Genomic DNA, 24,519 nt, shown 5'->3' on the forward strand with positions numbered 1-24,519 from the left:
TTTGTGTGTCTTAGTCGTATTATACCCGAGGCAAGGATACAATGATCACCATTAATGCGTTTCATCCTATTTACGTATGTACAGGTCACAATACAGAGCTCTTTTATGATAAAGCTACAAAATCTTGGATTGCAAAGAGGCGTTAAACCTCTAATTGAAGATGCTAGTTTAGAAATTTATCCACAGCAAAAAGCCGCCATTATCGGCCCCAATGGTTGCGGTAAGTCTACTTTATTTTCTTTACTATTAAATGATATTAGTGCCGATGCAGGCGAGTGCACGGTTGCAAAACATTGGCAGATTGTTGCGGTTGCGCAATATATTGATGATACTTCGCGCACATGTTTAGACTACGTGATTGACGGCGATACACACTTGCGTGCTCTTGAACAGGCTTTATTAATTGCAGAGTCGGCTAACGAAGGTGAAAAAATTGCCGACTTACATGAACAACTTGCCCACGCTGGCGCATATGATGTTAAGTCTAGAGCGGCGACGATATTGGCTGGCTTGGGTTTCAGTGAAGACGACTTGCATCGCACGCTTGATAATTTCTCGGGTGGCTGGCAAATGCGTTTAAATTTAGCGCGAGCATTGTTATGTCCTTCTGATTTATTGCTATTAGATGAGCCGACGAACCATTTAGATTTAGATGCCGTTATTTGGCTGCAAGATTTTTTACAGCAATATAAAGGTACACTTTTACTGATATCGCACGATCAAGCCTTTATCGACGCTTGTGCAAGCATCATTATCAGTTTTGAGCATAAGTCGCTTGAGGTGTACACAGGTAACTATTCAAGTTATCAAAAACAACGTGCTCAAAAGCTTGTACTTGCTCAAAAGATGTATGAAAAGCAGCAATCAAAACGACAACATCTAAACGCTTTTATCACTCGATTTAAAGCAAAAGCAAGCAAAGCTAAGCAAGCGCAAAGCCGCGTCAAACAGCTAGAAAAGATGGAAGAGCTTTTGCCTATTCAACAGGCAAATGAGTTTTCGTTTGAATTTAGACAAGCTGACAAGCTCCCTAACCCGCTTATCAATATGGAAGAGATAAAAATTGGTTACGATGGGCAAGTTATATTGTCTGATATCCAACTTAATTTAGTACTCAGGTAGCAGAATTGGTTTGCTAGGTCGCAATGGGGCGGGTAAGTCTACTTTAATTAAGTTACTGGCAGGCGAATTAGCGCCAATTTCGGGTAATTACACAACATCTGCAGGTTTGACGATTGGATATTTTGCACAACATCAAGTCCAAGCTTTACATCTAGAAAGCTCTGCCTTTGAACATTTACTGCGATTAGACAATAAACTGAGCGATCAACAAATTCGTGATTATTTAGGTGGCTTTGGTTTTCATGGTGATGAAGCATTAAAGAAAGTTGAGCCAATGTCAGGTGGTGAAAAAGCCCGCCTAGTCCTTGCTTTGATTGTATATACTAAACCTAATTTATTGCTACTTGATGAGCCGACTAACCACTTGGATATGAACATGCGTGAAGCTTTAGCCTATGCTTTACAATCGTTTGATGGCGCAATGGTAATTGTATCGCACGACCGCTATTTGTTGTCATCAGTGTGTGACGATTTTTACTTAGTAGATGCTGGTGAGGTGAATCGTTTCAGAGGTGATTTGATTGATTATCAAAAGTGGTTATTTAGTACTAATGTGAGCGCTCAGAAAACATCAAGTTCTGAGCATTCATCGCCGAGTCTGGATAGAAAAACGATTAAAAGACTTGAAGCTGAGTTTAGGCAATCTACCAAAGCTTATCGTCAAACCATTGCTCAATGTGAAAAGAAAATGGCAGAGCTAGAACAAAGCTTACAAACAATCGAAGAGCAAATGTCTGATACCGCTTTGTATAGCGATGAGAATAAGGGTAAATTACATGCGCTTATCGAACAACAAACCCAATCAAAGAATGATTTAGAAGAAAATGAAATGTTGTGGCTAGATGCCCAAGAGCAACTTGAAAACGCAACGGATTCGTTTAATCAAAGCACGCAGGTATAAGATGCAAGATGTTCTTTCTTTAAAACAAGCATTTTGGGCCTTTTCATTAAACTTTTATCAAAAGCCGGGTAATCAAAAAGCATTATTAGCCTTGCAAGACAACTTTGATGTTAATGTCAATATTGCGCTGTTTGTATTGTTTTGTACGCATCAAACTTTGGCGCTAGACAAACAGACGATGTTTGATATCGTTGGTGAAATCCAACAATCTGACAGTACACTCAAGAGATTCAGGGATAAGCGCAGTAAATTTAAACAACAACATCCACGCAAAATTGATGAATACAAAGCCTTATTAAAACAAGAGCTTCTACTTGAAGAAAAACAACAAATGAGTATTGTAAGTGCCTATCATTTGCGTGCCGATCAAGTCAAAAAAAATACTGAGTCGTTGCCAGAAGCGCAAAGCATTTTATTACTTAAGGCGCTTGTGAATATAAGAACAAACCCAACGCAGATAAAACTACAAAACAAAGAGGATGCTATACGTCATTTGGTGCATTTGTCTGAATCTGTGGCAACGATGCTAAAGGACGAATATGACAGTGGAGCTTAAACCAAGTACTTTCGGTGATATTACGGTATCGTCGTTTGCCCCTACACAAACAATAAGAAACCGGCATTTACAAACCATATTACCTAAATATGCTGTTCAAAAACCTAAGATACAATACATAAAAGAACGCTTAAAAACACCTGATGACGACTTTATTGATGTATCGTGGTACATGCCCAAATCACCTAAGGCACTGGCCATCGTTTTTCACGGTTTAGAAGGTTCTGACCAATCCCATTACGTCTTGCATTGCGCTAATACCTTACATGCTAACAATATAGGCTTAGTCGTTATGCATTTTAGAGGATGTAGCGGCGAACCTAATGTGCAGCCAATCGCTTATCATTCAGGCGCAGTATTTGACCCCTTGTTTTTTATTCCCATTGTGCATGAGCGATATCCTAGTCTACCTTTATTTGGTCTAGGCTTTTCTCTTGGTGGTAACATGTTGATGAAGCTTATTGCTAATTATCCACAAATGCCTTTTACAGCATGCGTTTGTGTATCAGCGCCTATTGATTTAGCAGCCTCATCAGTATCGATTAATCAAGGTTTTGCACAGGTTTATCAGCGTCATCTGATGAAAAGCATGAAACGGAATTTGCTCAATAAAATGCAAAAAGTCGATATGCAAGCGCATCTTAAGGTTGATGCTCAAGCAATTAGTCAAATGACAACATTTAGAGAATTCGACGAGCATATAACATCGGTCTTGCATGGCTATCGTGATGCTGATGATTATTATCAGCGAGCCAGTGCACTTCATGACTTATATAAAATAACCATTCCAAGCTTAATCTTACACGCAAAAGATGATCCTTTTATGGATGAACGTGTGATACCTACTGCTGCTCAAATTAATCAGTGTATTGCTTATGAGTTAAGTGATTATGGTGGACATGTTGGTTTTCTTAGCAGTTTGACGGGACCAAATAAACTATGGCTACCCAATCGAATTGTTCACTTTATTAAGGAGTACTTATGATTGTTCCTTTTAAAGAGCTCTCAACAGAGGCCTTATATGCATTAATTGAAAGTGTTGTCTTACGTGATGGTACTGACTATGGCGAACAGGAGTTAAGCCTAGAAGAGAAAGTCGCTCTGGTAATGACTCAGTTAGACGCAGGCACTGCTGCGATTGAATATTCACAAGAGCACGAGTCAGTCACCATTATACAACTTCCTTAAACACGCGAAACTTTTGGTGCTGCTAAGCCCTTTAAATGAGCTCTTTAAATGAGCCCGTTAAATGAGCCCGGTAAATGAGCCAAACAAATAAGCCATAAAAGTAAAAACCGATGAATATCACAAGTTTAAACGAATAAATGCCAGTAAACTTTATCGAATGTTATACTGTAACAATATCCATACAGTATAATTCAACCTTATGTGAAGAGTAGGTGATATGAATCATGCTGTAAATACGGATGTTACGCATGGAGTCTACAGCGGAGCATCAATTAAATTAGTGTTTACAATTTGATAGGTGAAAAGAATGAAGTTAGGTAAATTAATCGGTACGGCTGCTCTTACATTTATGGCTGCTAGTGTGTCTGCTAATGTCACAGTGGTCAATCAAGGTCTTTCTGAACAAGAAGTACTTGATGCTCAAAACGGTTGGTGCGCTGCGTTATTGAATATTAGTGCAACCAATGAAGAAAAGGGCCAAGCAGCTGCCGAGAAATTAGCAAAAGATATCATCGATGCTGCATACGGTTATCAAATGGGTGGAGTACTGTTTAAACCAACTTTGACTGTTGTTCCACAAACATTTAGACCTACCAGTGAAGGAGCGCTATCGTATTTTGTAGGTGGCAATGAATCTTTTCCAAATGATAAAGGCTTTGCTTTAATGGGTTGGACAGACTGTAAAGTTGACAACAATGCAGTATTTATTGCTGGCGACAGCGCATCGACTATCGGTAAAGTCCACTTTACGGCGCCAGATGGTAGTGTCACATCAGTTGATAAAACATGGGGTTTTGTTAAAGATGATGCAGGTGCGCTAAGAATTGTGCTTCACCACTCTTCATTAGAATATAAAGGCTAGTCCTTTTTATCGCATTAAAAAAATGGCCCTTCAAGATAGGGCCATTTTTGATTGACAAACTATACTTCTAATCCATTAACTCTTGAGCTAAAAATGTATATTCAAGCGCAATACGTTTGGCGGATTCTGCTAAGTTAGCCGCAGCTGAATGACCACCATCAATATTTTCATAATAAGTGAAATCATGCCCTAGGTCTTCAAGCACATATGCCATTTTACGAGCATGAGCAGGATGCACTCGGTCATCTTTTGTTGATGTAATTAAGAATAAGTTAGGGTACTCGGTCTCTTTTTCTACGTTGTGCACAGGTGAAATAGTCTCAAGAAATGCGCGCTCCTGTGGGATATCGGGACTGCCGTATTCACCAACCCAACTCGCGCCAGCTAATAGTTTATGATAACGAAGCATATCTAATAGAGGGACAGAACTAATCACAGCATTGTACAATTCTGGACGTTGAATATACATGACACCAGTCAACAATCCACCATTAGAGCCACCCGCTATTGCCAATCGCCGAGGACTTGTGATTTTACGTTCGATTAAATCTTCAGAGACCGCCGCCATATCATCATAAATGACTTGGCGATTAGTTTTAAGACCAGCTTGGTGCCATGATGGACCAAACTCTCCGCCACCACGGATATTTGCAAGCACGTAGACTCCGCCATTTTCTAGCCAAAGTTTGCCACGAGTACCCGAATAAGATGGCGTTAACGATACCTGAAAGCCGCCATAGGCGTATTGAAGTGTAGGATTGTTACCATCATAAGCGATGTCTTTGTTGCGGATAACAAAGTAAGGTACTTGCGTACCATCCTTAGATGTTGCCATTAGCTGTTCAACAACTAAATTACTCGCATCAAAGCGCTCAGGAGAAGATTTAGCTACTCTTACAGTATTTTCTACAACGTCTACTTGTAGCAAAGCAGAAGGGCTTGTGAATGTCTGTTGATTGATAAATACCATATCGGTATTGTCGTTTGCAGAGCTTACAGATAAGGTACCATTTTGAGGTAGCTTAAGCGCTTCTGAAATCCAGTTATTATCTTCATCTTTTTGAAAGGCGTAGACTTTACCAGTGACATTTTCAAGTACCGTCACCAACACTCTGCTTTTAGTGATACTCATTGATTGAACTGTTGAGCGTTCGTTTGGTTCATACACTAACTGCACTGCTACATTGGTTTGATCTTGACGCCAAGCGTCTATATCCATCGCTACTAGGGCACCTGAAGGATAAATCTTACCGCCAATTGCCCAGTCTTCTTGCAAGTTGATCATAAGTTGTTTGTCAAAAACACCTAATAAACTTGCTTTTGCAGGGACGGGTAACTTGATCTTATCCTCGCCGTTTTTTAACCAATCATATGATGTCTCATAGAAGGTTTCTGCTCGGTATCCAAGCAAGATATAGTCGTCTTCATCTACCTTAACACTGTAAGCCCCAGCCGCTACATCAGATGTTTCACCAGAATATAATGGTGTTGCATCTTCAAGTTTTTGGCCGCGCTTTAGAGATTTTGAAATTAGCGGGTAACCACTATCTGTAAGAGAACCCTCGCCAAAATCGGTACCTACGATGATGGTGTCAGCATCGACCCATGAAACCCTGCTTTTTGCTTCAGGAATCAAAAAGCCATTCTCTACAAACGCCTTTTGATTATGGTCCCACTCTCGTATTTCAACGGCGTCTTTACCGCCATCAGATAATGAAACTAAGCATCGTGTATACTCGGGTTCTAAACAATTACTACCTTTGTAAACCCAATTGGCTTCTTCTTGTTCAGCTAAGGCATCAACATCCAAAAGGGTTTCCCATTGTGTTTCGTCAGAAATGTAACTTTCAAGACTGGTGCGTCGCAATACGCCTCTTACGTTTTTTTCATCACGCCAAAAATTATAAACAAAGCCACCTCGGTATGAGCCATAAGCTATTTTGTCAGTCGCATTAACGATTTCAAGCGCTTCGTTTTGAAATTCAGTAAAGCGTGGATCGGATGTTAAATGCGCAAGGCTTCGTTCATTCCATTGAGTTACTTTACCAAGTGCCTTTTCTCCTTCAACTTCTTCAAGCCACAAAGGTGCTGGCTCAACGACAAGAGAGCTTTGAGAGTCTGCTGAGTCAGTTGGTGGTGTCTCGACGGTTTCACTTGGTTGACTACATGCAGTCACAAGTAGTAGTGATGATGCTATTAAGGTGAGTTTATTGTTCACTAAATTTTCCTTTTTATTATTATACGTGCGCTATTAATTGGGGCCCTTGTGATTTAGGGGCTTGCAATAAAGGTATCAAGCGCTCTATTGCTTTTCAAAATGTACAGAAAACGTTAAGGGTACGGTTTTTGATATACTATTTAGCATGGCTACTTCTTGCAAGGCAGCAACGCCCGCGTCTAACCCAAAGGCCGTAGTACTCACAATGGTAGGTTTGCTTGTTGTGGCCATATAGCTACCATCTGCTAATTTGCTAACGCTAACATTAAACGTTGTATCAACATCCTTGCCGCTAATACTCAAAACACCACTAATCGCTTGATTTGAAGACTCTCCGCTGTTCATTTGCATTAGGTCTTTGTTCAAGGTGGCGGTGAATGTAGCACTTGCAAAATCAGACACCTTAAACAACATTGCTTGCATACGTTCATTACGAATAGGAATAAGTGTATTTACCGAACTTAAATCAATTTTGATTTCAAGGGCGCCTTTTTCACTAAGACTTCCCATTACTGTGTCAAAAGTATGCATTTCTGCGATATGTTCATTTTTAATCGAGATAAAATTAACGGTGCTGTTATCGTTATTTAAAGTGAAATCTGCAAAAGCATTTGTGCTAAGTGAAGCACTTACTAAAAGCGTAACAAAAAGCGATTGAATACATTGATGAAGTTTCATAGCTAACCTTAAAAATAGAATTTATTTATACTGAATTATACTTTCCCAATCGACTCGTTGATCACCTAAGACCACAAAGTCAGGGTTAGTTACAATGTCACGTTGGTTGTACGTAATGGGATCAAAATTAGCTGCTTTTATTTGCCCGCCCGCTTCATTAATGATGCATTGAGACGCACCAGTGTCCCATTCACCTGTCACCCCTAAACGCATAAAGACATCCGCTTTGCCTTCAGCAATAAAACAGGCTTTTAATGAACAACTGCCTGTTGGCAAAGTTTGGTACTGTCTTTTTTCGGTGAGTCGATCAAACACGCGTTCGCGGGATTGCCGGCGGCTGATAGCAATCATAATGACATCTTCGCTTGGTACTGCAAACTTTCTCACCTGAATGGGTAATGTCTCGCGAGAACACAATTTATATGCGCCCTAGTCTTTGCTGGCAAAATACAATGACTCACCACAAGGCCAATAAATTACGCCAATTACAGGCTGGTTGTTTTCAATTAATGCGATATTTACGGCAAAATCACCTGAACGAGCAATAAACTCCTGAGTACCATCAATCGGATCAATTAGCCAATAGCGTGTCCAATTGGCTCGTTGTTGTAAAGGAGCAATTTCTGTTTCCTCTGACATAATGGGGATATTAGGTGTTAAACGTGTTAATGCTTCAGTAATTATCTCATTTGCACGATAGTCAGCGCTTGTTACTGGGCTATTGTCGTCTTTCTCATATTCCTCAAAATCGCCTTTGTCATATATGCTTAGTACTTCAACGCCTGCTTGAACCGCAGCATCCTTGGCGATTTCTAAAAGCTCATTAATGGATTTTGACATCATACTAAGCTTTCCTCCATTTCATTAATAATAGTAAAGCAGCCACGCTGCGTGCTTCACAAAAATCGTCCCTGTCTAATAGGCTGTTTATATCCGTTATCGGCCATTTTATGACTTCTAAGGGTTCTGGTTCATCGCCTTCTAGTCGTGACTCACTTAAATTTTGTGCAATAAGCACATGCATATGTGCATCAAAAAACGTGGGAGCCATGGCAAGAGATTTTAAAGGGCTAAACTGCGCTGCTTGATATCCGACTTCTTCTTGTAATTCGCGATTGCCCGCTTCTACAGGTGTCTCACCAGGATCAATTAAGCCTTTGGGAAAGCCTAACTGGTAGCTATGGGTGCCGGCGGAATATTCTCGGATAAGTAAAAAGTGTTCGTCATCGATTAAAGGAATGACCATAACTGCACCACGACCAGAGCCTGCCATTCGCTCAAATTCGCGAGTTTCACCATTTTCAAATTCAAGATCCACTTGCTCTATTTTGAAAAACTTACTTTTAGCGACGGTTTCTCGCCCATGTATTTGAGGCAACTTTTTTTCTATGTTTATTTTACTCATGCCAACTTCACGCGATACACTATTACCCTAAACTTTAGCATAAGGAAAACCCCTTGGCACTCTTACCGTGGCATAAGATTGAAACTGTCTTGTTGGACATGGATGGTACTTTATTGGATTTGCATTTTGATACGCATTTTTGGATGCATCATATCCCTTTAAAACTGTCACAACGAAGTGGCAAACCCTTTGAACAATGCCAAAAAGAGATGCAGCAGATGTGCGCAGATGTACAAGGTCAGATTCAATGGTATTGTTTGGATTATTGGCAAGAAAAGCTTGATCTGGATATTATGCAAGCTAAGCGTGAAATAACACACCTTATCAGTATGAGGCACGACACTATTCCTTTTTTAGATGCCCTCAAAGCAAAAGGCAAAAAGGTTGTTTTAGTCACTAACGCGCACCCTGACTCCTTATCATTAAAAGTAGAAAAAACGCAATTAGACGAACATATTGATACCTTAATCTCTACGCATCAATTTGGCGTTACCAAAGAGTTCCAATCTTTGTGGCAAAAGCTTCAGGCACATTTGGGTTTTGACGCCAGCAAAACCTTATTTGTAGATGATGGCCAGCGTATCTTAGATGCAGCAAAAGAGTTTGGCATTGCATACACCTTAGGAATTACCAATCCTGATAGTCAACTTGAAGATATTAAAATTACTGGCCATCCTAGTACCAATAATTATCATGACTTGCTTGATTCAATCGAACATTATACATCATAAACACAATAAACCATTTGGAATACAAAAATGACTACAGCCTTACGATTAATTATTGCTTCAAAAAATCCAGTTAAAATAGAGGCAGGTAAGACGGCTTTTGAGGCTGTGTTTGGCGTCGCAGTTGACGCTATTGGGCTAAACGCAGATTCTCAAGTTAGCGATCAACCCATGAGCTTAGAAGAAACACGTTTAGGCGCGCAAAATCGCGTTATAAATGCCAAGCAAAGCGAGGACGCCGATTATTACATTGCCTTTGAGGGCGGCGTAGATGTGTTTGAAGATGGCCCTAAAACATTTGCCGTTGTGTGCATATCAAATGGTGATTTAACGCATCCGCGCACTTTGTTAGGACAATCAGCCACCTTACCCTTGCCCTTAAGTATTTACACGCAATTACTAGAAGGCAAAGAGCTTGGCGATGCAATGGATGAGCTGTTTAATACCCATAATATTAAACAAAAAGGGGGCGCAATTGGTCAGCTAACGAAGGGCTTAGAAACCCGAAAAAGTATTTATACCAGTGCCGCTATTTTAGCATTAAGTCCTTTTGCTTTTCCTGAACTTTATACCAACGCGTAACACTACATCGCAACCTTGGCGTTGCGTCATTACAAACAGACGCAAACTCACAAATCAATAATATAAAACCCTTGTGAGTTAGGTCCTTCAAAAAATTGTGTTGCGTTTCTTATGGTTGCCGGTAGCTCTGTGGATGGTAGAAACTGACCGTCGACTTTATAACTGCCATCAATTGAAAAGGTCGCGGTAGCTCCTAATTGAAGACTATTGCCGGGCTCTATGTTAAGAACAAATTCAGGGGTATTACAGCTTAAGCTGGCTTGAAATGCACCCAAAGGAATATTTTGGTTTTGGACATTCACACTAGCATTAAGCCATGAGCCTATGCCTTGTAATGACTGACAGCCCTTGTCAAACTCAAATTGGTCAATGTCGGCTCTAAAACGACCATCGGCTGTGACAAATACTGGTAGTTTGACACGCGCTAGAGCGGGCTTTGTAGGTACAAATATTTGCGCTTCTTGCGCCTTAATTTTCATCGGATTGAGCAATGATGCGCTGACATTACCTTTAAGATATATTTTATCGGCGTTTCTGATATTACCGCCTTGTACATCTAGATTCGCCCGCAAAGCAAGTAAAGACCATGCGGATAATTGCCACTTAACATTATCGATTCGCATACCTTGAAACTCAATTGCTTCTGCTTGGCCATCAAACAGACTGCCTTGAACAGAATAAAAGCTTATCGCTTTATTTGTGTTAGCGTTAAGGTACTCAGTAACAAAGGTGGCTGGCAAATATTTCACCAAAAAGAAGACATAAACAGCGATGATAAATAATACCCAATACAGCTTTTTCACGTTTTTATTTTCCTAACTGAATTCGTCTAACACGCACGTAACCTTGTTCATCCGCTTTGGAAAAATCGGTTTGCAAAATGATCACTCCACGGCGCTCAAGTGTGTCTATCCACGTGAGTAAAGTATTAAACTGTACTTCATCAATGGCAACTTGAAGCTCTTTACCCTGTGGCTGCATGCGCGCAATGGCAATACCTGCTGAACGGGTTGTTTGATTGACCACTTGGGTTAATGAGCCAGTAAAACGTTGAGCAGACGCGCTTTGCTTTAATAGTTGCGCACGGGCGCTTTGCTCTTGTAACCACTGCTTATTTGCTTTTTCTGCAGCAACGCTTGTTTGTGCATTTTCTAATGATGTATTTAACGGTGACCATATCGCAAAATAAAACGTGGCGATAATCGCCGCGATCCCGCCCAACATGACAATTTTCTGTTCTCTTTCACTTAGGCTTTTATACCAAGTTTTTAGTGCACTCATATTCATCCTTTGATCACCAATACACCTACCGTTTCGTCGCCACGATTGTTGATTGCACCTTGTTCTACCTCAAAGCCAAGTGCTCTGGCGTCTCTGCCGAAGCGTTCAAACGAATCAAAATTACTGGCAACAGATTGCATTCTAATTTCGCCTCGACTCATATCAAAGCCGATACTTTGTGGGCGAATACCACTTGAATTAAAGACATCACTGAGCCGATTTAACATTGCTAGCATGCTAGCATCGCCAGAGCTTTGCTCTAGTCGAGCTATTTCATTTTCGATGGTTTGCCGTCTAAATATCCGAGTATTAGGAAAGTTTTGCTTCATCAAGGTATTGATATCTTGTCTAAGCATGTCACGTTGGTTTTGTAATGAATTTAGCTCGACACCTTTTACAATCAAGTTAGCAAATAATGCCACTACTGCTAGGCTGGCAGCTAATTTCCATTTATCCCATCTTGGATTGGCTTTGCGTTTGACTTCATACTCTGCTTGCAACAGATTAAGTGATACACGAGCACTACCATTTAGTAATAACTGCATGGGCAATTTATCAAAATCAAATTCAACCGTGTCTGATTGCTCAAGCGTATCAATTTCACTATAAGCACAGATTTTGAGCTCTTTTGCTTGCGCTTGTTCCATAATCAGTGGCAATAGCCACTGTGTTTCGCCCATCATTGCAGTGCCATCGGGAAAACGTACTAATAGGTCATCGTCAATTTGTGCAACATTAAGATTCTCATTAAGAGGCAAGCAATAAGCATCGGGGAGTAATTCTTGACAAAAAATACCAGCATTATCAAGTTGTGTCTGCCACTGTTGCATTAGCGATTTGCTCACCACCGCTACTTCTACAATACTGTCAACTTTACTTCCTAGGGCAAAAAACTGAGTTTCTATAGATGAGCATAGTTCTTCCTCAACCATAAAGGGAACCGCTGATAATGCTTTACGAGATGCGCCTTTTGGCATTTCAACACGGGTATGATAAATAGCGCTTGCTGGCACAACCGCGGTGACCCTTGCATTATCTGCATGTGAGCTTAGTGTCTCAAGTTCACTTGCACCAGCAAGTCTACCAGACGCGATAATTTCGTTTTCATCTTCGCTATAAACGAGCCAATGAATGGGTTCTTGATCAGTTATACCTAACCTGACAATTAATCGCTGCATTTACAATGCGCCTCCAAATTCTCTGCCTATCACGGTAACCTCGGTTTCTTCTAATTTAAACAATGTCGACATTCTAAACTGCGAACCTTGGTACGTCGCGCGCGTATCGAGTCTAAAATAATCGCCTGTCACATCAAACCATGCTTGTTTTTCAGGCGACAATTGTAAAGCCTGTACCGTCGAGACATCTAAAAAACTTTGCTTATCTGCAAAGCCTTCTTCGGGTCTGTTGTCGATGATACTTATACTGTTATCTAAAGTGTCCCCTAAAAGAGCTGCAAGCACAACCGCGTTGTCTTGTGTAAAGGTGTTTACATTAACTGAAATAGTAGATTCAGGTAACACGCAAGTAACATCACTTAGATCTTTAAACCAGCCATCGGTCACCCCTTGGTCGACGCCATTGACTAATCGTAATTCTGATTTATGCGACATTAAGGTATTGGCGGCCAAGTACGGAATAGCCAAAGACTCATAATCGGCGTCTTCTGCTCCGTAATTAGTTGGAATGTCGTCTTCGTCAATCCAGTCGATTAATGAGTCTCGCAGTGTTTCTGCGGTAAAACTATCATCTATAAAGTTCTCAACAAGCGCTTGAAACGCTTCATGGGAGGCGGGTCTTTGTGATGGAGTATTAGGGTTTCTGTTAGGTGCATTATTGGTGCGCTGCTCTTGGGGGCGATTAGGCTCACCTGAATCATTGGGATCATCGGGATTATTTGCACTAAACTGAGAATTTATCGCATTTAAATTGAAGCACGAATGCATATGCACAATGCGCGCTTCAATTGACCCACCTTCCACAGGAAAAGCGAACTCTTCAGCCCAAGGCTGATTAAGATGAATGGTATCGCCAGAGAGCGCTTTTATTTGCAACAAGGATTTCTTGGCAAATTGCTCAGCGCCTAACGCGTACCAATATGCTTGGTTGTTGGTTTTGATATTTACAGTGCGCGCTAAATTCATTTGCAAGCGCGCGCCCATTTCTACCGCGACGACTGTAACCATTACCACAATGAGCATCACCACAATTAATGCAACACCTTTTTGAGGGGTCTTAGTGGATATATTTAGCTTTCTCACTAAACCTTCACCTTAAACACGCGGCGAATCTCACCAAAATTCTCAGTGTTTATTGTAATTGCAATCGCATAAGGCAATTCGGTAGCCACGATAGTATCTGACCACCTAAATTCTCTGGATAAGGTGCTTAATACCTCTACTTGAAAATCAGTTACACCCTCAACTAATACTCTTACTTTGGGTTCGGTACCAATGACTGAATCAACATAGTTGGTATGAAGACGCTGCAATTGATTATCTTGAATACGGTAGGCAACGTTTTGTAAATGACTACGCTTGAGCCGTAGTTGAGGGTTTTGCCAGCCTGTGCGCACAAAGCCAATGCCATAAGCATCGCTTTCAAGCTCAAATTCACCGCCGGTTATAACAAGCTCATTATCAAGACCCGGCGAACGAGGAACGCGTTGTTGTATTTGTAAGAAGTCTCGCTCCATGACCAACATCGCACGTTGTAAATCTTCAAGCTGCTTGCCTTTTTCAATGGATAATTCATTGGTATCTAACACCCCGCTTAGCAGTGCATTTGTCCCCAATGCAACCAAGGCGAAAATAGCCACAGCGATAATTAATTCAATAAGCGTAAAACCTAGCGATGTTCTAGGTTTATGTGAGCGTTGATTGAATAACAATATAGAGTGCTTTGACATTTACTCGCCTAATTAGGCTTAGGGCGAGCAATAAAGGTACTCACGCTGGTAATTTGGTTATCCATGGCTTCGTCAGTCGCAACACTGATAGTCACCATAAAAAGCGAATCATCTAGTGTGGCAGTAACGTCTTGCTGCCAAAACCAAATTTGTTCGCCCATTTCAACTTCACCTTTTGCATCTTTTCTTAATGGCCATTGCACTTGTGCTTTTAAGGTCGCTTCGGTTAATTGATTATTAGCCACCCAAGTAGCAAATGTCTGTTCTTGTATTGCGCCTAAGGAGCGTAGATGTTCTTGCGATGCTTTTAATATCGCCATACCAGCAAGTGCAAAAATAGACACCGCTACCATAATTTCTAGCAAGGTAAAGCCACGCTGTCTATAAAACTTGTTGCGTGGCCTTTTCATATTAAAGAGCCCGTGCGTTCTAATGGGGGAATTTCCTTACCCGATAAACTAAAATAAAATGGCTCGTTATCAAAGCCCTCAGGAAAGTAAGAAAATCTGAGCTCAAAAGGGGTAATTTCGCCGCTTGACAGAATAAATATTTGTGGTGGTTCTGGCTCTTTATCTTCTTCATTGCCAATATCTACGCCTTCAGTACTGACACTGAGCTCTTCATCAAAGAAACTCCCGTCAAAAAGGCTGTCGTCTTGTTGCCAATCAAAACCGTCTAGTGTGAGCTCAATCTCTGGCTCACCAATAAGTGTTTGTAAGGCAAAATGGGGTTGATTATCGATCGCTTGCCATTGGTCTTTTTCATTTAGCACGACAAACTCATAGGTCTTTTCTTCTTGATCGATACGCAAGCCCATTTCAAGCTGATTAAGTACAGCAAAATCACTCGCTAATTCAAATACAACTTGAAGACGTTGAATATCGCGCTCTACTTTTTCTGCTTCAGATACTGAAAATACAGTAAAACGAACAGTAGCCATGACAAGGGCCATAATGGCAATAACCACAAGGATTTCAATTAAAGTGAAGCCTTGCTGAGGTTTACTGACTTGGCAATGAAAATTCATGCTAATGGCAAACGGTATTCGCTAGTTTTTCAAATAGTCGTTAAGGTTCCACGTGCCGATATCATCTTCTGTCCCTTCTATTTGATCGGGCCCAAAAGAGTAAATATCAATTGCACCGATTTCGCCTGGATTAAGCAACACATATTCGTTACCCCATGGATCTGCAGGTAAACGTCTAATGAATCCGCCATCAGGGTAGTTACGCGGGATAGGGTCTAGCGAAGGAGCCGTCACTAATGCCTCTAAACCTTGCTCGGTAGTTGGCAATACATTAGTGCGTAATTTGTAGCGTTCAAGCGCGGTTTCAAGTTGCTGAATATCTACTGCTGCAACCCGCAAGCTAGCGGCTTCACCTTCGCCTAAAATTTGTGGAGCGACAACAGCGGCCATTAGTCCAATAATAAATAAAACCACCATTATTTCGATGAGGGTAAAGCCTCGTTGAATAGAATGTTTTAGCTTGTTAAGTTTCATCTTGGTTTTCTCTTTTTATAATAAGTTACATGCCAACTAGGCTATTTAAGGCCAGTATAGGCAGCAAAATTGCCATTACAATAAATAGTACTGTTAATGCCATTGATACAATTAGTACAGGTTCAAATATTTTCAAGGCCACATTGATGGTACTTTCAAATTCTCTTTCTTGATTACTTGCGGCGCGCGCAAGCATTTGTTGTAGCTCACCAGAGCGCTCACCCGAAGCAATCATATGCATCATCATCGGAGGAAATACTTTAGTTTGCTCAAGTGCGGCTCGCAAACTACTGCCTTCTTTCACTCGTTCAGCTGCTGTTTTTACCAGTCCTTGCAAATGTTTATTTTCAAGGACTCTACCGCCAATACGCATTGATTCTAACAAAGGTACCGCACTGGCCGTTAGTATACTTAATGTTCGAGCAAATCTAGCGGTGTTAGTTCCCCTTGAAAGCTTACCAATAATTGGCATTGTTAGCAGTGAGCGATGCCAACGCAATGACATCTTCGGATTTTTGAGGATTTGCGATATGCCTAACATCAGCACAGCAATACCTATCGCGATATAAATGCCATAGTTTTGCAAGCCTTCGCTAATAAATATCAAAATTTGCGTAACGGTTGGGAGTTCTTGCCCCATCGAATCAAACTGATCGACAATTTTGGGCACGACAACGGTTAACATCATGATTACCACGCTCAAAGCAACAACTACCATTACAATAGGGTATATCAAGGCTTGTGATATTTGGCTCTTTGTTTCTTGTCGGCGCTCTGCATAATCGGCTAAACGTGTTAATACTGAATCTAAGTGTCCAGATTTTTCACCAGCGGCAACCATGGCGGTAAACAGATTATCAAAGACACTTGGAAATTCAGCTAAGGCTTCAGCTAGGCTATATCCTTCTACCACTTTGCTTCGCACCGCCATCATCATGTTTTTTGTACGGGGTTTTTCTGATTGCTCAGCAACGGCTAGTAATGCCTCTTCAATAGGTAAAGAAGCTTCAATCAGCGTAGATAATTGGCGTGTTAGTAGGGATAAATCTGCAGTGGATATGCGCGGTTTAAAAAAAGAACGAAAAGACTGTTGTTTCTCTTTTTGTTCAGCGACCTGCTCGACTTCAAGGGGAATTAAATCCTTTTCTCTGAGCTGTTGTCGAATCTGACGAGCAGTATCCGCCTCAAGCACACCATTGTTACTTTTGCCTTTCTTGTCGAGGGCTTTATATGCAAATGCTGGCATTACTCTTCTCTGGTAACGCGAAGTACTTCTTCTAACGAAGTAATACCGGCAATGACTTTGTCGCAACCATCTTGGCGAATCGAAGGAGTGTTGCTTCGAATATGTTTTTCGATAGCTTGTTCGCCTCTGCCATCATGCATCATCTCTCGAACGTGCTCATCAACAATCAACTGCTCGTGGATGCCGGTTCGACCGCGGTAGCCAGTATGGTTACAATTAATACAACCAACAGGGTTATAAATTGTAACCTTATCGGTTGATGCTAAGCCTAGAATTTCTTGTTCTCGTTCGCTGGGAGTATGTGGCTTTTTACAATCAGGGCAGAGCGTTCTGACAAGGCGTTGCGATAATACTGACAATAAACTAGATGATAGTAAAAAGGGTTCGATACCCATATCTTCTAATCGGGTGATGGCGCCTGCAGCCGTATTGGTATGTAGGGTCGATAATACCAAGTGACCGGTTAAACTGGCTTGGACAGCAATCTGCGCGGTTTCAATATCTCGTATTTCACCAACCATTACCACATCAGGGTCTTGGCGCAATATTGCTCGCAGACCACGCGCAAAGGTCATATCGACTTTACTATTTACTTGGGTCTGGCCAATCCCTTCTAAATCAAATTCTATCGGATCTTCTACGGTTAGAATGTTTCTATCTTTGGAGTTTATTTCACTTAAGCCTGCATACAAAGTTGTACTTTTACCTGAGCCTGTTGGGCCTGTGACTAGCATGATCCCATGCGGCTTGCGAATAAGCTCTGAAAACTTCTCACGGTTAGTCGCGGTCATGCCTAAATCTTCAAGGTTGAGGCGTGCATTGTTTTTATCTAGCAAACGTAGCACTACTCTTTCGCCATGGCTCGACGGCATTGTTGATACACGCACATCTACCGCTCGGCCACCAATGCGCAAACTGATTCGGCCATCTTGCGGTACGCGCTTTTCTGCAATATCCATTTTTGACATAACTTTGATACGCGACACTAGCATCGACGACATTTTACGATTTGGGCGTAAAATTTCCCGTAAAACACCATCTACCCTAAAGCGGATAATTAGTTGGTTTTCAAAGGTTTCAATATGAATATCAGATGCGCCTTCTTTAATTGCTTCTCCTAACATTGCATTGATTAACTTGATTATTGGTGCGTCGTCTTCGTTATCTAGCAAGTCTTCTGTATCGGGTAAGTCTTCGGCTAAAGCAAATAAATCACTTTCATTACCTAAGTCTTCCATTAATTGCTTTGCTTCAGAAGAATCGCGCTGAAATGAATCGGTGAGCAGTGTTTCGAAGTCTTCTTGTGAAGAACGTTTAAGCAAAAAAGCTTGGGCACAATACCGCCTGACCTCAACGAAAGCTGACATTGGCGTATTATCTGTATAATACAACTCATACGGCTGTGTCGCGGTATCAAGCAAGACGTTAAAGCGCTTTGCAAAACTAAAAGGAATTTGTGAGTTAGACACTTCGTCAACAGTGGCTTCATTAGTATCCTCGTCGATAGGAGCTAACTCATCAGTGCTTAATTGCGCCGCAATATCATCAATTTCCTCTGACATTTCGTGTTGCTCAGAAACCTTCGATGACATTAGTCCTTATCCTCTTTTGCTTTTTCAGATAAAAATTCATCATATGAAGGCGGTAACACCAATTTATCATCCCATTGCGGCAGTTCAGGGCCAGTTGCAAACGGCATTAAGGGAATACCTTGTGATAAACGGTCTAATTGTTGGGCGCGGATATAATTATATTTACGATGACTGATTTCATTCATAGTGGCGGCATCACGCACAATAGTAGGGCGTAAAAACACCATCAAATTGCGTTTACGTTTGCTAGTACTGGTCGATTTAAACAGATGGCCTAAAATAGGGATGTCACCAAGCAGTGGTACCTTAGATACACTTTCTTGAACGTCCTCATCGATTAATCCACCTAACACGATAGTGCCACCATCATCTACGATAACAGTGGTTTTGATTTCTCTTTTGTTAATCGAAATATCAACTGAAGTTGCCCCGCTGACGCTTGACACTTCTTGTTCGATGGTCATCTGAACGGCGTCGCCTTCGTTGATTTGTGGTGTGACTTTAAGCTTGATACCGACTTCTTGACGTTCGACTGTTTGGAAAGGATTGGAGTTATTTGAACCTGTACTTGTGCCAGTAATTATCGGTACCTCTTGACCAACAATGAAAAAAGCTTCTTCATTGTCCATAGTCGTCAAATGAGGCGTAGCTAATATGTTCGAATTAGTATCAGTACTGACGGCTTGCACTACAGCACCCCAGCCATTTTCAATGACGCCTGCAATTAAACCGTTTGCCCCGCCTAAAATACTTGCAAGAGGTGTAAGGTTACCTTCCGTTGTATCGGTTGTTTGCACAGGTGAACCATCATTTGAAATATTCGTTACAGTTCGTTCTACATCTTCTGCTTCTCGTAATGCGACACCTAGTGAGCCCACACCGACAACGCCATTAGTAAACTGAGTTCCGCCGCCTTCTTCTGACACTAACTGTACGCCAAGCGTTACGCCGTCGCCTTCAAAGACCTCAACAATTATCGCTTCTACTTGCACTTGGGCGCGGCGAACATCTAGTTGTCTTATGACATCTTCAAGCGAGCGCATCATGTCAGGCTCTGCGGTAATGACTAATGAATTAGTATCTTCGTGTGATTCGATACTCACTTCACGATTATTAGATGAACGACGTTGCTGTTGCCCTCCGCCTTGTGCTTCTGCTTGAATGCCTGCACTGACTCCTTGAAGTACTTTTACAATATCTTCTGATTTAGCATAATCAAGGTATATAACGCGTGTGTTTCCGCTAGATTCTAGCTCTTGGTCCATGCGATTAATTAAGTTAATTAAGCGTTGGCGCGATTTTGAATCGCCACTAACAATAACGCTATTGGTTCGGTCATCAGCAACGGCTCTTGGACCCGAGCGCGCATTAGCGGCAGCTTTGCCTTGGTTACTATTGATGCTGGTAACAATACGGACAATTTCAGATGCTGAAGCAAACTTTAGTTTTACCACTTCAACTTCTTCATCACCAGCTTGGTCAACACGCTCTATAATTTCAGCTAAGCGATTCACTACCGCTGCCCGCCCGGTAATCATCATGACATTAGATGGATCATGGGCAACAACTTGTCCACCGCCGGCTTGGTCATTTAACTGGCGTAAAATTGGTGCTAAATCGCGCACTGGCACATTGTAAACAGGTATAACGCGAGTAATCATCTCATCACCGTTAAAATCGGTGGATTCGACAACGGGAATATTTGATGATTTCGCGTCTTTTGACCTAACGACTTTTAATATACCGTTAGGCATTTCAACTACAGCAAAATCATAGACTTGCAACACATTCAAAAAGAATTGATAGTATTGGTCTTCTGTCATCAAATCATAGCTTGTGACGCTTATCTTACCGCGTACATTGGGGTCAACAATGATAGTTCGCTTGAGGTTTTTACCAACAATATTGATAAACTCGGTAATTTCCGTATTTTTAAAACTAGGCTGATATTGCGGGCCTTCTTGTTGCGCTAGTAAATGGGTAGACCCAAGCGCTGCAACAATGCAAAGCGAGTAAGCTAGATTTCTTATTCTTCGTCCATGCTGTTTAAGCATCATAATAACTCGTACCTTATTAGTCTGCTATCTAAGCAGAGATATCAAAATCAATTGAAACGAACTCTTCGCCGCGCATTATTTCTAATTGCAAAGAGTCACTATTTTGTAGCTCACCTAGTGCTTCTATCGCCTGGCGAGGGTCGGTTAAATCATAACCATTCATTTGTGTCACAATATCACCGTTTTTTAAGCCCACTGAGTTAAACAGTTTAGGGTCTGAGCCTGGTGAAATTCGATACCCTACCAACTGGGAATCAATACGATGGGGCGCTAAAGCAATTAGCTTGGCAAAACTATCAGGAGACTGCAGTGCAGCCTGACGAGCATCAATCAACGCTTGGCGGTCTTGTGCCGTAAGCTCCGTCGTGTTGCTATTTGTAGATGAGCTAGTGTTTTGTCTTGGACTTTGGCTCGTGGCAAGCTGTGTTTGTTGCCGTTGGACAGCTCTATTTCGATTCGCTTCTTCGAAGTCGAGACCTTCTAACATCAAGGTCTCTAGATTGACGCGGTTTTTAATAATGACGCGGTCGGCATACACTTCTTCCAGTGTGACATTTGTGCCTTCGATTTTTTCGCCGATTGAATAGGTATTTTGCGTGTTTCTATATTCGATTATCGCGGCTGATTGAGGATCTTGATTACTTGCCACAACGCCCGAAAGTACCAAGTTTAGCTGAGTTTCAGGTGCGTCGCTAACATCATTAACGACTTCTTCTACAGGTTTTGCGCTGGCATCGCCAAACAGATTTAAGCGAGTAATATTGGCTATATTGACTTGCGAAGCGTTGTTGTTTTGAGATGAGTTTGTGTTGGCAGTATAATTAGCTTGGTCAGACTGCGCTTGTGGAACAGCCATCCACGTTAACCTAGCTAAAAATGCCAGTAAATAAATAAGCAATAACACGACTACCACAAAAATGAGTTTATTTTCGTGTTTGAAGTAGCGTTGTTGGATCGCATTAAGGTCTATACTTGTCATGTACACTTATTTTATTAATTTTATTGAATATTCAAGCCATATCATATCTAGTCAAAGAGGATGCTACAATACTTAGTAGTGATTCAGATGAAATAGTTTCATTTACACCTAGATAGATTTTGCTAGCTTGCTTTATATCTGTGTATATCTTGATTTGATAACGTTATTTTTTTAAGTGCAGTAGATTGAAACTATGATATTCGTCCCCACTTTCTTCACAAGTAAAAAGTAGGTCATACAGTGGTAAAAAAACACAGCACCAATAACAAACAAAGCGGTAACGATGTCGAGTCAGTAAGACTTGATAAATGGTTATGGGCCGCTAGGTTTTTTAAAACACGAGCCATTGCTCGCGAGGCAGTTTCTGCTGGTAAAGTGAATTACAATGGTCAACGATGCAAACCAAGCAAGGTAGTTGAGCAAGGTGCAATCATAAAATTACCCAGCGGTTACGACGACAAGACCGTAGTGGTAATGCAGATAATAGATAAACGACAACAAGCAAGCTTGGCAGCATTAATGTATGAAGAAACCGCTCAAAGCATTGCATTGCGAGAGAAAAATCAACAAGCACGCAAATTAAGCGTGTTTCATAGCCCAAGACCTGATTCACGGCCAGATAAAAAACAGCGTCGTCAAATCATCCAATTTAAACACCAATAACGAGACAGACATGAGTGATACTGTAGATAGATTTTTATTTGATAATAGAGATATCAGAGGCGAAGTAGTCAGTTTACAAGAAAGCTATCAGCAGATTTTGCGAAATGCTAATTATCCTTCAGCCGTTAAAACCTTGCTAGGGGAGCTAATGGCGGCAGCAAGTTTATTGACGGCTACCTTAAAGTTTGAAGGTGAAATAGCGCTTCAAATTCAAAGTGAAGGGCCTATTAAATACGCAATTATCAATGGTGACCACAAGCAGCAGCTAAGAGGTGTTGCTCGATGGGATCAAACTCAAACCTTAAGTAATACGTTTAGCGATTGGTTTAAAAAAGGGGTGCTGGCGATTACACTGACGCCAAAAGATGGCCAACGTTATCAAGGCATGGTCGCACTTGATAAAGCGTCGCTAAGTGAATGTATTGAAGATTATTTTTTGCAGTCAGAGCAACTATTGACGAAGGTTTCGTTAATGACAAGTTTCGATGAAGCACCGATGGCTGGTGGGATATTGATTCAAGTAGTACCTACCACTAGCGAAAGTTCTAATGTTGAAACTAACCCTGATTTTGAACACTGCTCGCATTTAGCCAATACATTAACAGCACACGAGCTATTTTCTTTGCCCGCAAACGATATAATTTATCGTCTTTTTCATGAAGATGATGTGCGTGTTTTTGAACCCCAAGCAGTTAGTTTTCATTGTGATTGTTCAAAGCAACGGAGCATGGCCGCGCTAAAGAGCGTGTCGAAACAAGAGCTTGATTCTATTTTGGAAGAAGATGGCAAAATCACAATGGATTGCCAGTTTTGTTTAACACAATATAGTTTTGACGCTATCGATGTTGCCAACATACATGGTCAAAACTTTGGTGCGGGCGAAGCGTAAATCAGTATTTGGATAGTGTGCACTTGCATTAGGCAATTGCAACTAAGCAGTTTCTGTATTTTGAACAGCTAAGGCAGACAAAGCGATACTTACGAAAACAAAAGCAACGACGGTCGACATAAAGCGCATGTATGTTGAGGCTCTTGTAAGCAAAAAAAGGGCACTTAGTAAGTGCCCTTTAAACGCTGAATTAAGCTAGTTATGATTCGCTTTTATGGAACGCTCTTGCTATCCGGTCTTGCAAATATTGCTTGTGAATTTTGCTAGCATTATTGCCTCTTGAGTTATCAACCATTTTGGCAACGCGGCGAAGTTCATAAATAGCCGTTGCTTGTGTAATGGTGTCATGGCTACTGTTCCCCTCTAATCCCGAAGCTGCAATCAAACGCTCGACATATTCAAGCTGAAGGTTTTGACGGTATGTATTAACGCTTGATTTAATATCAGCGCTAAAAATACCATTAGTCAAATCTTCCATCATTAAATCAATTGTGTATTTGTTACCAAATAAGGCCGTATCAGTTATGCGCATGGTTACGTTTGGATGCATGACATGATCAAGCACGCGTTGTTGGGTACGCAATAACATATTATGGATTCTGGGTGATTCGTCACGCCCCCAACCATTAAATCCACGACGCTGCCTTTGCATGTAAGCAAATAGTGGCTGCATTTCTTCTATCGCATCAGGTGCAAAGAAGAACTCGTTAAGTGTATTCATTGCCTTTTTCTGATAGTCCAATGGCACAGGTGTTAGGGGCTGAGTGTAGCCTTGTTGACCGACCATCGCGCGATTAAGATAAACACCACCAATGTATCGACTGACTACAGCTGCTTGAGAGCCAAACTCACGAAACAAAATATTCGCGCCAATGACTAAGTCATTATGAGATTTACCTTCGCTTAATACTCTATCTTTAAGTTTACCGGCTGAATGCTTGATTAATTTAAAGCGGTCTTGCGCATAGGCAACAGCGTCATTCGACATATCAAAAATGTTGATACGCGGGTCAACATGTCTGCCTGGAGAACGCATATCATCTGCATCATTACCAAAAGCCAACGCAGGCTCTGTTGAACGTGACAATATTTCATTTAAACGCGCTTCTTCGGCGTCAGCATCGGCTAGGGCTGGTGAGTAACCATATTCAATCACCCAATCA

24 protein-coding genes and 2 pseudogenes are annotated in these 24,519 nt (G+C 41.3%); 9 read left to right on the top strand and 17 right to left on the bottom strand.

Going from position 1 to position 24,519, the window contains the following annotated elements; genetic code table 11:
* The first annotated feature begins 105 nt into the window (after positions 1–105).
* The 5 genes and pseudogenes from ACZ1G6_RS00370 to ACZ1G6_RS00390 all read left to right on the top strand — a co-directional run bounded on the left by ACZ1G6_RS00370 (position 106) and on the right by ACZ1G6_RS00390 (position 4,629).
* Positions 106–2,023, top strand: a pseudogene (locus ACZ1G6_RS00370) (ATP-binding cassette domain-containing protein).
* Between the two features lies 1 nt (position 2,024).
* Complete coding sequence (locus tag ACZ1G6_RS00375) at positions 2,025–2,579, top strand: TIGR02444 family protein (protein ID WP_472617568.1); 555 nt, start codon at positions 2,025–2,027, stop codon at positions 2,577–2,579.
* Complete coding sequence (locus ACZ1G6_RS00380; RefSeq protein ID WP_472617569.1) at positions 2,563–3,564, top strand: hydrolase; 1,002 nt, start codon at positions 2,563–2,565, stop codon at positions 3,562–3,564. The genes ACZ1G6_RS00375 and ACZ1G6_RS00380 overlap by 17 nt, the downstream gene beginning before the upstream one ends.
* Positions 3,561–3,767, top strand: coding sequence for a YheU family protein (locus tag ACZ1G6_RS00385; RefSeq protein WP_472617570.1), 207 nt, complete (start codon positions 3,561–3,563; stop codon positions 3,765–3,767). Before ACZ1G6_RS00380 ends, ACZ1G6_RS00385 begins: the two co-directional genes overlap by 4 nt.
* A gap of 307 nt (positions 3,768–4,074) precedes the next feature.
* Complete coding sequence (locus ACZ1G6_RS00390; protein ID WP_472617571.1) at positions 4,075–4,629, top strand: hypothetical protein; 555 nt, start codon at positions 4,075–4,077, stop codon at positions 4,627–4,629.
* A 67-nt stretch (positions 4,630–4,696) separates the two neighbouring features.
* Here the strand turns inward: ACZ1G6_RS00390 and ACZ1G6_RS00395 are convergent, their stop codons facing one another.
* The 4 genes and pseudogenes from ACZ1G6_RS00395 to nudE form a co-directional block, all read right to left on the bottom strand.
* The gene (locus ACZ1G6_RS00395) at positions 4,697–6,847 is read right to left on the bottom strand and encodes a prolyl oligopeptidase family serine peptidase (RefSeq protein ID WP_472617572.1); all 2,151 of its coding nucleotides are present in this window, start codon (positions 6,845–6,847) and stop codon (positions 4,697–4,699) included.
* Positions 6,848–6,931: 84 nt separating this feature from the next.
* Complete coding sequence (locus ACZ1G6_RS00400; RefSeq protein WP_472617573.1) at positions 6,932–7,525, bottom strand: YceI family protein; 594 nt, start codon at positions 7,523–7,525, stop codon at positions 6,932–6,934.
* A gap of 21 nt (positions 7,526–7,546) precedes the next feature.
* Positions 7,547–8,368, bottom strand: a pseudogene (cysQ, locus tag ACZ1G6_RS00405) (3'(2'),5'-bisphosphate nucleotidase CysQ).
* Position 8,369: 1 nt separating this feature from the next.
* Complete coding sequence (nudE, locus tag ACZ1G6_RS00410; RefSeq protein ID WP_472617574.1) at positions 8,370–8,930, bottom strand: ADP compounds hydrolase NudE; 561 nt, start codon at positions 8,928–8,930, stop codon at positions 8,370–8,372.
* Between the two features lie 53 nt (positions 8,931–8,983).
* Here nudE and yrfG point away from each other — a divergent pair, with 53 nt between their 5' ends.
* On the top strand, positions 8,984–9,661 hold the full coding sequence (gene yrfG, locus ACZ1G6_RS00415) for a GMP/IMP nucleotidase (RefSeq protein WP_472617575.1): 678 nt from the start codon (positions 8,984–8,986) through the stop codon (positions 9,659–9,661).
* Between the two features lie 27 nt (positions 9,662–9,688).
* A complete protein-coding gene (gene yjjX, locus ACZ1G6_RS00420; protein ID WP_472617576.1) occupies positions 9,689–10,240 on the top strand; it encodes an inosine/xanthosine triphosphatase in 552 nt (183 codons plus the stop codon).
* 47 nt (positions 10,241–10,287) lie between these two features.
* Here yjjX and ACZ1G6_RS00425 read toward each other — a convergent pair whose 3' ends face one another.
* Genes ACZ1G6_RS00425 through gspC form a run of 12 tightly spaced genes read right to left on the bottom strand, consistent with a single transcriptional unit; the run spans position 10,288 to position 21,804 of the window.
* Positions 10,288–11,043: a type II secretion system protein N gene (locus tag ACZ1G6_RS00425; protein ID WP_472617577.1), complete on the bottom strand. Its 756-nt coding sequence runs from the start codon at positions 11,041–11,043 to the stop codon at positions 10,288–10,290.
* 4 nt (positions 11,044–11,047) lie between these two features.
* Positions 11,048–11,521 (bottom strand): type II secretion system protein GspM, encoded by a 474-nt coding sequence (gspM, locus tag ACZ1G6_RS00430; protein ID WP_472617578.1) that lies wholly within the window; start codon positions 11,519–11,521, stop codon positions 11,048–11,050.
* A 2-nt stretch (positions 11,522–11,523) separates the two neighbouring features.
* Complete coding sequence (gene gspL, locus ACZ1G6_RS00435) at positions 11,524–12,699, bottom strand: type II secretion system protein GspL (protein WP_472617579.1); 1,176 nt, start codon at positions 12,697–12,699, stop codon at positions 11,524–11,526.
* Complete coding sequence (gspK, locus tag ACZ1G6_RS00440; RefSeq protein WP_472617580.1) at positions 12,700–13,782, bottom strand: type II secretion system minor pseudopilin GspK; 1,083 nt, start codon at positions 13,780–13,782, stop codon at positions 12,700–12,702. It abuts the gene before it with no gap.
* Entirely contained in the window at positions 13,782–14,429 is a 648-nt protein-coding gene (gene gspJ, locus ACZ1G6_RS00445; RefSeq protein ID WP_472617581.1) for a type II secretion system minor pseudopilin GspJ, read from the bottom strand. Before gspJ ends, gspK begins: the two co-directional genes overlap by 1 nt.
* Before the next feature lie 8 nt (positions 14,430–14,437).
* Entirely contained in the window at positions 14,438–14,839 is a 402-nt protein-coding gene (gspI, locus tag ACZ1G6_RS00450) for a type II secretion system minor pseudopilin GspI (protein WP_472617582.1), read from the bottom strand.
* On the bottom strand, positions 14,836–15,456 hold the full coding sequence (gene gspH, locus ACZ1G6_RS00455; protein ID WP_472617583.1) for a type II secretion system minor pseudopilin GspH: 621 nt from the start codon (positions 15,454–15,456) through the stop codon (positions 14,836–14,838). The genes gspI and gspH overlap by 4 nt, the downstream gene beginning before the upstream one ends.
* A gap of 21 nt (positions 15,457–15,477) precedes the next feature.
* Complete coding sequence (gspG, locus tag ACZ1G6_RS00460; RefSeq protein ID WP_472617584.1) at positions 15,478–15,930, bottom strand: type II secretion system major pseudopilin GspG; 453 nt, start codon at positions 15,928–15,930, stop codon at positions 15,478–15,480.
* A 25-nt stretch (positions 15,931–15,955) separates the two neighbouring features.
* A complete protein-coding gene (gene gspF, locus ACZ1G6_RS00465; protein ID WP_472617585.1) occupies positions 15,956–17,176 on the bottom strand; it encodes a type II secretion system inner membrane protein GspF in 1,221 nt (406 codons plus the stop codon).
* On the bottom strand, positions 17,176–18,768 hold the full coding sequence (gene gspE, locus ACZ1G6_RS00470) for a type II secretion system ATPase GspE (RefSeq protein ID WP_472617586.1): 1,593 nt from the start codon (positions 18,766–18,768) through the stop codon (positions 17,176–17,178). The genes gspF and gspE overlap by 1 nt, the downstream gene beginning before the upstream one ends.
* Positions 18,768–20,825: a type II secretion system secretin GspD gene (gene gspD, locus ACZ1G6_RS00475; protein ID WP_472617587.1), complete on the bottom strand. Its 2,058-nt coding sequence runs from the start codon at positions 20,823–20,825 to the stop codon at positions 18,768–18,770. The genes gspE and gspD overlap by 1 nt, the downstream gene beginning before the upstream one ends.
* Positions 20,826–20,853: 28 nt before the next feature.
* On the bottom strand, positions 20,854–21,804 hold the full coding sequence (gene gspC / locus ACZ1G6_RS00480; protein ID WP_472617588.1) for a type II secretion system protein GspC: 951 nt from the start codon (positions 21,802–21,804) through the stop codon (positions 20,854–20,856).
* 240 nt (positions 21,805–22,044) lie between these two features.
* On the opposite strand from gspC, the gene hslR reads away from it, so the two are divergent.
* Together hslR and hslO are read left to right on the top strand one after the other, a co-directional pair.
* Positions 22,045–22,467 carry a ribosome-associated heat shock protein Hsp15 gene (hslR, locus tag ACZ1G6_RS00485; protein WP_472617589.1) on the top strand — a complete coding sequence of 141 codons (423 nt, stop codon included), beginning with the start codon at positions 22,045–22,047 and terminating at the stop codon, positions 22,465–22,467.
* 10 nt (positions 22,468–22,477) lie between these two features.
* The gene (gene hslO, locus ACZ1G6_RS00490) at positions 22,478–23,356 is read left to right on the top strand and encodes an Hsp33 family molecular chaperone HslO (protein ID WP_472617590.1); all 879 of its coding nucleotides are present in this window, start codon (positions 22,478–22,480) and stop codon (positions 23,354–23,356) included.
* A gap of 199 nt (positions 23,357–23,555) precedes the next feature.
* On the opposite strand, the gene ACZ1G6_RS00495 is transcribed toward hslO, so the two are convergent.
* Complete coding sequence (locus tag ACZ1G6_RS00495) at positions 23,556–24,512, bottom strand: zinc-dependent metalloprotease (protein ID WP_472617591.1); 957 nt, start codon at positions 24,510–24,512, stop codon at positions 23,556–23,558.
* Positions 24,513–24,519 lie beyond the last annotated feature (7 nt).

The sequence above is a fragment of the Glaciecola sp. HA4-3 genome (assembly GCF_055693685.1).

What these genes read in the sequence shown, in the direction of transcription:
- gspI (WP_472617582.1), bottom strand. Translation starts at nt 14,839, where the DNA reads ATGAAAAGGCCACGCAACAAGTTTTATAGACAGCGTGGCTTTACCTTG.
- ACZ1G6_RS00390 (WP_472617571.1), top strand. Translation starts at nt 4,075, where the DNA reads ATGAAGTTAGGTAAATTAATCGGTACGGCTGCTCTTACATTTATGGCT.
- ACZ1G6_RS00380 (WP_472617569.1), top strand. Translation starts at nt 2,563, where the DNA reads ATGACAGTGGAGCTTAAACCAAGTACTTTCGGTGATATTACGGTATCG.
- gspH (WP_472617583.1), bottom strand. Translation starts at nt 15,456, where the DNA reads ATGAATTTTCATTGCCAAGTCAGTAAACCTCAGCAAGGCTTCACTTTA.
- ACZ1G6_RS00400 (WP_472617573.1), bottom strand. Translation starts at nt 7,525, where the DNA reads ATGAAACTTCATCAATGTATTCAATCGCTTTTTGTTACGCTTTTAGTA.
- yjjX (WP_472617576.1), top strand. Translation starts at nt 9,689, where the DNA reads ATGACTACAGCCTTACGATTAATTATTGCTTCAAAAAATCCAGTTAAA.
- hslO (WP_472617590.1), top strand. Translation starts at nt 22,478, where the DNA reads ATGAGTGATACTGTAGATAGATTTTTATTTGATAATAGAGATATCAGA.
- ACZ1G6_RS00375 (WP_472617568.1), top strand. Translation starts at nt 2,025, where the DNA reads ATGCAAGATGTTCTTTCTTTAAAACAAGCATTTTGGGCCTTTTCATTA.
- gspL (WP_472617579.1), bottom strand. Translation starts at nt 12,699, where the DNA reads ATGCAGCGATTAATTGTCAGGTTAGGTATAACTGATCAAGAACCCATT.
- gspM (WP_472617578.1), bottom strand. Translation starts at nt 11,521, where the DNA reads ATGAGTGCACTAAAAACTTGGTATAAAAGCCTAAGTGAAAGAGAACAG.
- gspJ (WP_472617581.1), bottom strand. Translation starts at nt 14,429, where the DNA reads ATGTCAAAGCACTCTATATTGTTATTCAATCAACGCTCACATAAACCT.
- gspG (WP_472617584.1), bottom strand. Translation starts at nt 15,930, where the DNA reads ATGAAACTTAACAAGCTAAAACATTCTATTCAACGAGGCTTTACCCTC.
- gspC (WP_472617588.1), bottom strand. Translation starts at nt 21,804, where the DNA reads ATGACAAGTATAGACCTTAATGCGATCCAACAACGCTACTTCAAACAC.
- nudE (WP_472617574.1), bottom strand. Translation starts at nt 8,930, where the DNA reads ATGAGTAAAATAAACATAGAAAAAAAGTTGCCTCAAATACATGGGCGA.
- gspE (WP_472617586.1), bottom strand. Translation starts at nt 18,768, where the DNA reads ATGTCATCGAAGGTTTCTGAGCAACACGAAATGTCAGAGGAAATTGAT.
- gspD (WP_472617587.1), bottom strand. Translation starts at nt 20,825, where the DNA reads ATGATGCTTAAACAGCATGGACGAAGAATAAGAAATCTAGCTTACTCG.
- ACZ1G6_RS00385 (WP_472617570.1), top strand. Translation starts at nt 3,561, where the DNA reads ATGATTGTTCCTTTTAAAGAGCTCTCAACAGAGGCCTTATATGCATTA.
- gspF (WP_472617585.1), bottom strand. Translation starts at nt 17,176, where the DNA reads ATGCCAGCATTTGCATATAAAGCCCTCGACAAGAAAGGCAAAAGTAAC.